The sequence below is a fragment of the Bradyrhizobium sp. BRP19 genome, from assembly GCF_020194195.1.
GTDB classification, from domain to species: domain Bacteria; phylum Pseudomonadota; class Alphaproteobacteria; order Rhizobiales; family Xanthobacteraceae; genus Bradyrhizobium; species Bradyrhizobium yuanmingense.
In genome coordinates this window covers 253,533-263,207 of sequence record NZ_JADYVZ010000009.1, presented here as the reverse complement: position 1 = coordinate 263,207, position 9,675 = coordinate 253,533, and the positions used below count along the sequence as shown (strand labels likewise).

Here is a 9,675-nt window from a genome sequence, read left to right as displayed (position 1 = left end):
CGCCTTGGCCGCGCCGAACGCCTCGGGCTCCAGCGTGACGAAGCCGAGATCGCGGCCGGCATTGTTGACGGCATTGGTGACGGCCTCGACGCTTGCCGCATCGACCCTGCGATATTCGTCGAGCAGCACGCTCGCCGGGAACATGAAGTTGCCGCTGTTCCAGAGATAGCCCGAATTGACGTAGTCGGAGGCCTTCACCGCATCCGGCTTCTCGACGAAGCGCGCAACCGCCTGCACCTCGCCCGCGATCACGTCGCCCGGATTGATGTAGCCATATTCCGTTGCCGGCCGTTCCGGCTTGACGCCGAAGGTGACGATGCGCCCGGCATTCGCGGCGGTGAGGCCCTCGCGACAGGCGGCGACGAAGGCAGCATTATTCTGCACGACGTGATCGGCGGCGAGCGCGAGCACGATCGCCTCGCTGGCGCGGTTCTGCGCGAACACCGCGCCGGCCGCGATGGCAGGGCCGGAATCGCGCCGCATCGGCTCGAGGATCACGTCGGCCTCGAAGCCGATCTCGGCGAGCTGCTCCAGCACCATGAAGCGATAGGAGGCGTTGGTGATGACGATCGGCCGGTCGAACAGGGCAGCGTCGGACACGCGCAGCAGCGTGTCCTGGAACGTCGAGCGCGTGCCGAACAGCGGCAGGAACTGCTTGGGCCGAACCTCGCGCGAAGCGGGCCACAGCCGCGTGCCGGCACCGCCGCACATGATCAGGGGGATTATGCGTTTGTCCATCGTGATCTCAAACCTTGAAATGGTCCCGATACCAGGTGACGAAGTTATGAACCCCATGCTCGATCGGCGTTGACGGTGCAAAGCCGGTGTCGCGCGAGAGATCCTCGACATCCGCGAACGTTTCCAGCACATCTCCCGGCTGCATCGGCAGCAATTCTTTGATCGCCGTCCGGCCCAGCTCCCGCTCCAGAAGACCGACGACGTGCATCAGTTCCTCCGGATGATGATTGCCGACATTGTAGAGCTTTGACGGCGCATTTGCGGCAGCCGGATCGTCCGCAGGCACGAGATCGATCAGCTTGGACACGACGCGCGTCACATCGTCGATATAGGTGAAATCGCGGCGCATTTTGCCATGGTTGAAGAGCCGGATCGGCTTGCCGGCCATGATGGCGCTCGCGAACAGAAACATGGCCATGTCGGGGCGGCCCCATGGCCCGTAGATGGTGAAGAACCGCAGCCCCGTGACCGGCAGGCGATAAAGATGGCTGTAGGACTGCGCCATCACCTCGTTCGCCTTTTTGGTCGCGGCGTAGAAGCTGACCGGATGGTCGGTGCGGTCCGCAACCGCAAATGGCAGTTTTGTGTTGGCGCCGTAAACGGAGGATGACGAGGCGTAGACCAGATGACCGCAGCCATTGTTGCGGCAGCCCTCCAGCACGTTGAGAAAGCCGACGAGATTGGAATCGGCGTAGGTCTGCGGCTGCTCGATCGAGTAGCGCACGCCGGCCTGCGCGGCCAGATGCACGACTTTGGCAAAACGATGCTGCGCGAACAGCGCCGCCATGGTCTCGCGGTCGGCGAGATCGGCCTCGACGAACGAGAAACGCGGTTGGTCCCGGAGCAGAGCAAGGCGCGCTTTCTTCAGCGCCGGATCGTAATAGCTGTTGAGATTGTCGAGCCCGACGACGGCGCGACCTTCGCCCAGGAGCTGCCGGGCGACGTGGAAGCCGATGAAGCCGGCCGCACCCGTGACCAAAATCGCCCGATCCGTCATCCTGTTCCCTGGGTGATCCCTCGCCCGATCCTGTCTAGCCGCCACCTCGACGGGGTCGCAATAGGCTCCCCGCTCCTTCACGCGGTCTCCTCATGGCGTCCTTAACGACGGCTCCTCGACGAGAGCTATTGCAAGATCGGCGCCAAAACCATACCAAAGCGGCCGAATTCGGCGCCTCGCGTCGGGTTGCCTCCAATCTTAGCAAACCCTGTTCATGCGGACGAGATGCGCCGAATCCTGTTGTCGACGGCCAAGATCCTGATTTCCGCGGCGCTGCTCTATCTGGCGCTGCGCAAGGTCGACCTGTCCGAGCTGTTTTCCCGATTCACCCTGACCAGCCTGTTCTGGCTCGGTGTGGCGATCGCGGTCACGTTCCTGCAGATCTTCGTCGGCGTGCTGCGCTGGCGCGAGATCAGCGCCGCCTGCGGCGCGCCGCTCGAGCTCGGCCGCGCCATGCGATACAACGTGATCGGCTCGTTCTTCAACCAGACGCTGCCGTCGGCGATCGGCGGCGATGCCGTGCGCCTGTGGCTGGTCGCCCGCGCCGGCGCCGGCTGGCGCACGGCGACCTACTCGATCTTCGTCGACCGCGCCATCGGCCTGGTCGCGCTCGCGATCTTGATCGTCGCCAGCCTGCCCTGGAGCTACACCCTCATCACCGATCCGCACGGTCGCTCGGCGCTGCTGCTCATCGACCTCCTGGCGCTCGCCGGCGGCCTCGGCTTCCTGATCTTCGGCGCGCTGAAATGGCGCTGGCTGAAGACCTGGTGGGCAACGCATCACATCCACGCCTGCGCCGTCATCGCCAATCGCGTGATCTTCAGCGGCACAAGCGGCCCCGTCGTCGCGATCCTGTCGGTCCTCGTTCACGTGCTCGCCGTCGTCATCGCCTGGTGCGTCGTGCAGTCGATTGGGGCCCCGGTTCGCTTCAGCGACGTCTTTCTGCTCGTGCCGCCGGTGATGCTGATCACGATGATGCCGATCTCGATCGCCGGCTGGGGCGTGCGTGAGGCCACGATGAGCCTTGCGTTCGGCTTCGCGGGACTTTCCGCCAACGAGGGCGTCAACGTCTCGCTGCTGTTCGGCGCCGTGTTCTTCCTGGTCGGGGCAGTCGGCGGCCTGGTCTGGATCCTCAGCGCCGAGAAAGCCGCGCAAGGGTCGGCCCCGATCGGAGTGCCGGAGTGAATTCGGCTGCCGATGCGCTCGCCGGCGCGGCCCTGCTGCTTGCCGTTGCGGCGGCCGCGCTGATCTCGGCGCTCGTGACCTGGACCAGCCGCCCCCTGCTGCAGCGCTACGCGCTGGCGCGGCCGAATGCGCGGTCCTCCCATCGCGTCCCGACCCCGCAGGGCGCCGGCATCGCGGTGATCGCCGCGACGCTGATCGTTGCCTCGCTGTGGGGGGTCTCCGCCAATGTCGCGATCCCGCCGGCGCTGGTCGCTGCGACAATCGTGATCGCGCTGGTCGGCTTCGTCGACGACATCGTATCGCTGCCCGTGCTGGTGCGCCTGGTGCTGCAGGCCGCCTGCGTCGGCGCCGTGGTGTTCACCGCCCCCGACACCGCGCGCATCGTGCCGGCGCTCCCGCTCGCGCTGGAGCGCGGCCTCATCGTCCTTGCCGGCGTCTGGTTCGTGAACCTCGTCAACTTCATGGACGGGCTCGACCTGATGACGGTGGCGGAAGTCGTTCCGGTCACCGCTGCGCTGCTGCTGCTGGGAATGCTCGGGGATCTCCCATGGCCGGCCGTGCTGATCGCCACCGCGCTGTGCGGCGCCATGCTCGGCTTTGCGCCGTTCAACCGTCCTGTCGCAAAAGTCTTCCTGGGCGATGTCGGCAGCCTGCCGATCGGCCTCCTGCTCGGCTGGTGCCTGCTCGAGCTCGCCTGGCACGGACAAGCGGCTGCGGCGCTGCTGCTGCCGGCCTACTACCTCGCCGATGCCACCATCACGCTGTTTCGGCGCATCGCGCGCCGCGAGCCGTTCTGGTCGGCGCACCGTTCGCATTTCTATCAGCGCGCGACCGACAACGGTTTCTCGGTGTCCCGGGTGAGCGGCGAAGTCTTCCTGCTTAACCTCGTGCTCGCAGGGCTGGCGATCCTCGCCGTTCGCGCCGCGACGGTGGCCGTCACGCTGCCCGCGCTGATCGCCGGCGCGATCGCGGTCGCCCTCCTGCTGCGCCGCTTCTCCCGCCCTCAGGCGTCCTGAGCCGACACGGCGAGCCGCAGCCCCTCATCGAGCGAAACCTCCGGCCGCCACCCGGTCGCGAGCGCCTTCGAGACGTCGAGCTCGAGCGAGCCGATCAGGCTGTCATGCATGTCCTGCCGGCCGATCATTCGGAAAAGCGCGCTGAGCAGGCCCGGCGGCACGCCGAACAGTCGCGGGCGCTTGCCGGAGGCCTTCGCCAGACGCGCGATGAATTCGGGCGTCGAGAACTGCTCGCTGTCGGCGAGCAGGAATATCTCGAAATGGCCGGCCGCATCTGGATGAGCGAGCCGGTGCAGGATGAAGGAGGACAGGTTCTGCACGGCAAGGAAGGCGCGGCGATTGCGGATCGCGGCGAACGGCAACGGCACCCCAAGGTTCATCGCGCGCGTCAACAGAGCGAAACTTCCCTTGGCGCTCGCGCCATAGACCATGGGCGGCCTGATCACGGAGATCTTCATGTCGCTCTCGCCCGCGAGCGTCCTCAGGCCCGCCTCGGCCGCCGCCTTGGACGTCCCGTAGAGGCCGCGCGGCGTCGGGACGTCGTTCTCGCTGAACGGGGCCCTGCCCTCGTTGCTGCGGCCATGCACCAGCACGGTGCTGATGAAGATGAAATGGCGCACGCCCGCCCTCGCCGCGCAGCGCGCCAGGTGCACCGTGCCGGCGGTGTTGACGTCCTGGTAGAGCTGGGCTGCATGCTCCTCGCGCCTGTGATGCACGCGCGCGGCAAGGTGAACCACCGCCTCCACCCCCTCGAGCGCGGCCCGCCAGTCGGTGTCGCGGCCGATCGATTCGATCACGACCTCGCCGTCGATGCCCTGCCGCTTGCGGACGACGGGGCGGACCGACCATCCCTTGCGCACCAGCGCCTGCCCGAGGTGACGGCCGATGAAGCCGCTCGCTCCTGTCACCAGCACGACCGGTTTGCGTTCGCTCATCGTCGCTCCCCGAGCGCTGGATTGCGCAACAATGGTCAGGCCGCCGTGGATCCAAATTCCGGCACGGCATCCTTCAGGATGGTCCTGATGGTGGCGCGATCGTCGCGCGCGATCGCCTGCTCAAGCGCCGCATTCCATTTGCGCAGCGTCTGCATCGGCGGCTCGTTCGGCTGCGCGGCCATGATGCCGGGCACGCCGATCTCGCGGGTCGGCTCCTCCGAGGCAAACAGGATCTCGTGCAGGCGCTCGCCCGGCCGCATGCCGGTGAACACGATCTCGATGTCGTAGCCCGGCTGCAGCCCGGACAGGCGGATCATGCGCTCGGCGAGATCGACGATCTTCACCGGCTGGCCCATGTTGAGCACGTAGACCGAGACGTCGGGACGCTGCGTCCCAAGCGCATGCGTCGCCGCGGTGATGACGAGATCGCAGGCCTCGCGGATGGTCATGAAGTAACGGACCATGTCGGGATGAGTTACCGTCACCGGCCCGCCGGCCTCGATCTGGGCCTTGAACTTCGGCACCACCGACCCGTTCGAGGCCAGCACGTTGCCAAACCGGACCGAGATCAGCCGCATCGGCGGCTTGCTGCCGTTCGCTCCGGCTGCGAGGTCGCGATCGAGCGCCTGGCAGTACATTTCGGCAAAGCGCTTGGTGAGGCCGAGCATCGACACCGGCTCGATTGCCTTGTCGGTAGAGATCATCACCATCGCCTCGGCGCCGGCGGCAACGGCGGCGTCCGCGACGTTGATGGAACCGAAGATGTTGGTTTTGACGCCCTCACTCCAATCGCGCTCGAGGATCGGCACGTGTTTGAGCGCCGCGGCATGGAAGACGATGTCGGGCTTGAACTCGGCCATCAGGCGCATGACGCGCTCGCGGTCGCGAATGTCGGCAATCCGGCCTTCGATCTGTGCGGTGGCACCACGCGCGGCCAGCGCCTCGGTGACCGCGTAGAGAGCCGGCTCGGAATTTTCCACGATCAAGAGACGTGCCGCGCCGAAGGCGACCACACGCTCGCAGATCTCGGATCCGATCGAGCCGCCGCCGCCGGTGACGATCACGGCCTTGCTCCTGATCAAGGCCTCCAGGCGCGCATAGTCGATCTTCTCGCTCGGACGCAGCAGGAGGTCCTCGACCGCAACCGCCGTGAGCCTTGGCGTATCGCCGCTCTCCAGCGAGGGCATCCGGCTCACGATCACACCCAGTTTGCGCGCCCGCATCAGGATCGATTCCGGATGCGACTCCGGCTCGAAAGCCGATGGTGTCATGATGAGGCGCGCGATGGGCTTGTCGCGCTTGGCGAAATCCGAGATCACGTCCTCGACGTCGTCGATGCCGCCCAGCACCGGCACGTTGCGAATGAGCTGGCCCCGATCGGCAGGCGATGGTGACAAGACGCCGATCGGCCAGATGCGCTTGATCGCTCCGCTCTCGATGCCGCGCAGCAGCACTTCGGCATCCGCGGCGCGGCCGATCAGCAGCGTCGGCGCGGCCTCCCCGCCCCTCGCGTGACGCCGCACCCGCGTATAGCGGAAGTAGCGGTACGCCATGCGCAGCGCGCTGAGGAAGAAGATCTCGAGAAACCAGTAGAGGACGATCGTCACCTTGCCGAGAAAGAAGGCGCCGCGAACGTTGGGGGCAACGAGGATGTAGTCGAGCACGAGCAGCGCAACCGTGAGCACGGTCGCCGCGCGAATGATGTTCAGCGCATCAGGCAGCGAGATGAAACGCCATTTCGTCGTGGTCAGATTGCAGAGGAAGAACACGACCACGCTGAAGGCGAGGAAGTAGGGCAGGATCTGGAACAGCAGCGGCAATCGAGCGTAGAAATCGTCGCCACCCTCGAATCGCAGATAGAAGGCGGCAAAAAGCGCCGCCGTGGTCGCCAGCAGGTCGTGGAGCGCGATCAGGAAATTGCGCGAGGTGAGATGCGAAAGTCGCGTCATCCGCCGACCGATGAAAACCCAGTTAAATGCAACTTGACCGCGCTGATAGCCCATCTCGACAAGACTTGCCAGCCGCGTGGCCCCTCAGGAACCGGCTTCCCTCATCTTCGCCCCGAGCTGTTGTTCCCGGATCACCATTCCGCCGGCGACGCCGACGCCAATGACGTACATCCAGCCCTCGTGGAAGTCGAACAGATGCGAGTTGAACAGCGAGGTAAAGACGTTCTGCACCACGACTAGGAGTCCGATCCAATTGGCAAGCCCGTCGCCGCGAAACAACCGCAGATGCAATATCCAAATCGCGTAGAGAATGGCGACACCGATCGCGCCCCATTGCACCGCAACGTTCAGCGTCTGGTTGTGCGGGTTGCCGATCACCTCGGCTGACGCCCGCCCCTGACCGGCGGGCGTCGCGACGCGTTCGAACAACCCGCGGGTCGAACCGGTGCCGTGCCCCAGGATCGGCGCCTCCGCGAAGAAGCCGAGCGACTTCCGCCAGAACTCGAGCCGCATGCCCATCGAGGTTGCCTCGCCCCGTTCCACATAGCCGGTGTAATCGGTGGTAAACCTCTCGGCGGTGTGGCGCAATTGCGGCGAGGCCTGCCAGGCGAGAACGGCGCCGACGAGCAGCGCGCCGGAGATGATCGCGATGCTGCGCCATTTGAGGTGAAGCAGTGCAAACACGCCGAACATGATCGGAATGGTGACGAGCGCGGTGCGCGACACCACCACGAAGGTCATATTGATGAAGAAGCTAAGCGCCAGCGCCGTCAGCAACGCGGCGAACCAGTATCGCTTCTCGCGCAACAGCATCACGATCGGATAGGCGAGCGCCACCGCGCAAAGCGCGAATTCCTGGCTCTGGTCAATGTAGTTCTTGACGAAGATGCCGCGCTCGGGCGGATCGGTCTTGAGCGCGAGGTTCGGGTAGAAGGCGACCAGCCAGGACATCACCGACAGCAAGGCGCAGGACACCAGGAAGGCGATGAATATCCAGTGGCCACGCGGCGAGCGCTCGAAATGATAGAGCAGGACCGGCAGCACGAGCAGCTTGACGGTCGGATTGACCGCGTAGAAGCGCGCACCCCAGGCCGCGTCCGACCATAGCGTCCCCAGCAGCGCGAGAACGACCAGCGCGATCGGCGCAATGCAGATCGGACGCTTCAAGGACTGCAGGAAGTCGCGTAGATCGAGGAACGGCACCATGCAGATCAGCATCAGCGCGTTGAAGATCCCCGCAAGCGATGTCGACCAGGGCAGCGAGGCCGCAGTCAGGATCGCAAACAGATCGACTGTTTCACGCCAGGCCGCCGGACTGCGCAGGCGCCGCCGCAACATCTGGCCGGGGGTCTCGCGTGCGAGCGCCGTCACTTGCCCCCTCCCCGGGCGCGATGAACCAGCGCCGTCGTGCTGAAGCCCTGGAGAATGTCGACCAGCACGACCGCCCCGCCCGCGGCCTCGACCACCTCATGGCCGACGACCTGTTCGCGTGTGTAATCGCCGCCCTTCACCAGCACGCCGGGGTTGATCCTGGTGATCAGGTCGATCGGCGTGTCCTCAGTGAAGATGACGACGAGATCGACGGCCTCCAGTGCGGCGAGCACCTCGGCACGCGCGCGCTCGTCCTGGACCGGACGATCGGCACCTTTCAGCCGCCGCACCGAGGCGTCGCTGTTGAGCCCCACGATCAGGCGGTCGCAGGCGGCGCGCGCCGCGGTCAGCACCTTGACGTGGCCGGGATGAAGGATGTCGAAACAGCCGTTGGTGAAGCCGACGCGCAGGCCCTGCCTTTTCCATTCGGCGAGCTGCGCGTCGAGTGCTGCCGGGTCGAGCACGATCTTCTCTTCGGCCGCGAGCGTGGCATGCGGCAGGATCTTGCGTCGCAGCTCGGCCGCGCTGACGCTGGCGGTGCCCTGCTTGCCGACCGCGACGGCGGCGGCGGCGTTGGCCATGCGCAGTGCCGTGTCCCAGTCCGCGCCGGCCGCGAGCGACACCGCAACCGCAGCGGCGACGGTGTCACCGGCGCCCGAGACGTCGCGCACCTTCACCGGGACGGCCGGCACGTGGACGGCCCCGCCATTCCGCGGCACCAAGGTCATGCCGTGCTCGCCCTGGGTGACCAGGATCGCCTCGCAATCGGCGAGCCGCATCACGTCCTCGCTGGCCTCGACGATGCTCTGCACCGTGTCGGCGCGGCTGTGGGTCGCTTCCGAGAATTCCTTGCGGTTGGGCGTGAGCAGCGTGGCGCCGCGATAGATCGCCCAGTTCAGGCTCTTGGGATCGACGATGACGGGCTTGCCGAGCTTGCGCGCGGCATCGATGGTGTGGCGGATCACGCGCGCCGTCAGCACGCCCTTGGCATAGTCGGACAGCAGCACGATGTCGGCGCGCGCGATCTGCGGCAGGATCGCGTCGATCAACTTCGTTTCGACCTCCTCGGACGCAGCCAGCGCCTGCTCCCAATCCGCGCGCAGCATGTGCGTGGAAAAATGTTCGGAGACGAAGCGGACCTTTCGCGTGGTCGGCCGCGAGGCGTCGCGCACCAGCACGCTCTCGATGCCGGCTTGATCATTGAGCGCGGCCTCGAGCCGCGTGCCGGCGCCGTCCTCGCCGACGAGGCCGACGAAGATGCAGCGCGCGCCGAGCGAAGCGACGTTGCGCGCGACGTTGCCGGCGCCGCCGACGTGGATCTCGCTGCGCTGGGCGGCGATGACGGGCGCCGGCGCTTCCGGCGAGATCCGCGACACCTCGCCGTAGACGAACTCGTCCAGCATGATGTCGCCGATGCACAGCACCGTACGGCCTGAGATGGCTTGCGCGAGGGCATCGAAATCGAGAATGGGCGTCGGCATGGT

General features: G+C 66.2%; 8 protein-coding genes. 2 read left to right on the top strand and 6 right to left on the bottom strand.

Annotation, left to right across the window (positions count from 1 at the left end; translation table 11 throughout):
- A partial coding sequence (locus I6F36_RS25820) for a mannose-1-phosphate guanylyltransferase (protein ID WP_225172431.1) occupies positions 1-738 on the bottom strand: 738 nt, incomplete at its 3' end.
- A 7-nt stretch (positions 739-745) separates the two neighbouring features.
- Positions 746-1,735 (bottom strand): SDR family NAD(P)-dependent oxidoreductase, encoded by a 990-nt coding sequence (locus I6F36_RS25815; protein WP_225129368.1) that lies wholly within the window; start codon positions 1,733-1,735, stop codon positions 746-748.
- 225 nt (positions 1,736-1,960) lie between these two features.
- Between I6F36_RS25815 and I6F36_RS25810 the strand changes: the two genes are divergently transcribed.
- Positions 1,961-2,920 carry a lysylphosphatidylglycerol synthase transmembrane domain-containing protein gene (locus tag I6F36_RS25810; RefSeq protein ID WP_225114168.1) on the top strand — a complete coding sequence of 320 codons (960 nt, stop codon included), beginning with the start codon at positions 1,961-1,963 and terminating at the stop codon, positions 2,918-2,920.
- Positions 2,917-3,936, top strand: a complete 1,020-nt coding sequence (locus I6F36_RS25805; protein WP_225135851.1) for a glycosyltransferase family 4 protein — start codon at positions 2,917-2,919, stop codon at positions 3,934-3,936. Before I6F36_RS25810 ends, I6F36_RS25805 begins: the two co-directional genes overlap by 4 nt.
- On the opposite strand, the gene I6F36_RS25800 is transcribed toward I6F36_RS25805, so the two are convergent.
- The 4 genes from I6F36_RS25800 to rfaE1 all read right to left on the bottom strand — a co-directional run bounded on the left by I6F36_RS25800 (position 3,924) and on the right by rfaE1 (position 9,672).
- Positions 3,924-4,871, bottom strand: coding sequence for an NAD-dependent epimerase/dehydratase family protein (locus I6F36_RS25800; protein ID WP_225135849.1), 948 nt, complete (start codon positions 4,869-4,871; stop codon positions 3,924-3,926). The two genes, I6F36_RS25805 and I6F36_RS25800, sit on opposite strands and share 13 nt — an antisense overlap.
- 35 nt (positions 4,872-4,906) lie before the next feature.
- A complete protein-coding gene (locus I6F36_RS25795) occupies positions 4,907-6,820 on the bottom strand; it encodes an SDR family NAD(P)-dependent oxidoreductase (protein ID WP_198400047.1) in 1,914 nt (637 codons plus the stop codon).
- 84 nt (positions 6,821-6,904) lie between these two features.
- Positions 6,905-8,191 carry an O-antigen ligase family protein gene (locus I6F36_RS25790; RefSeq protein WP_225135847.1) on the bottom strand — a complete coding sequence of 429 codons (1,287 nt, stop codon included), beginning with the start codon at positions 8,189-8,191 and terminating at the stop codon, positions 6,905-6,907.
- Entirely contained in the window at positions 8,188-9,672 is a 1,485-nt protein-coding gene (gene rfaE1, locus I6F36_RS25785; RefSeq protein ID WP_225135933.1) for a D-glycero-beta-D-manno-heptose-7-phosphate kinase, read from the bottom strand. The genes I6F36_RS25790 and rfaE1 overlap by 4 nt, the downstream gene beginning before the upstream one ends.
- Positions 9,673-9,675: the final 3 nt, after the last annotated feature.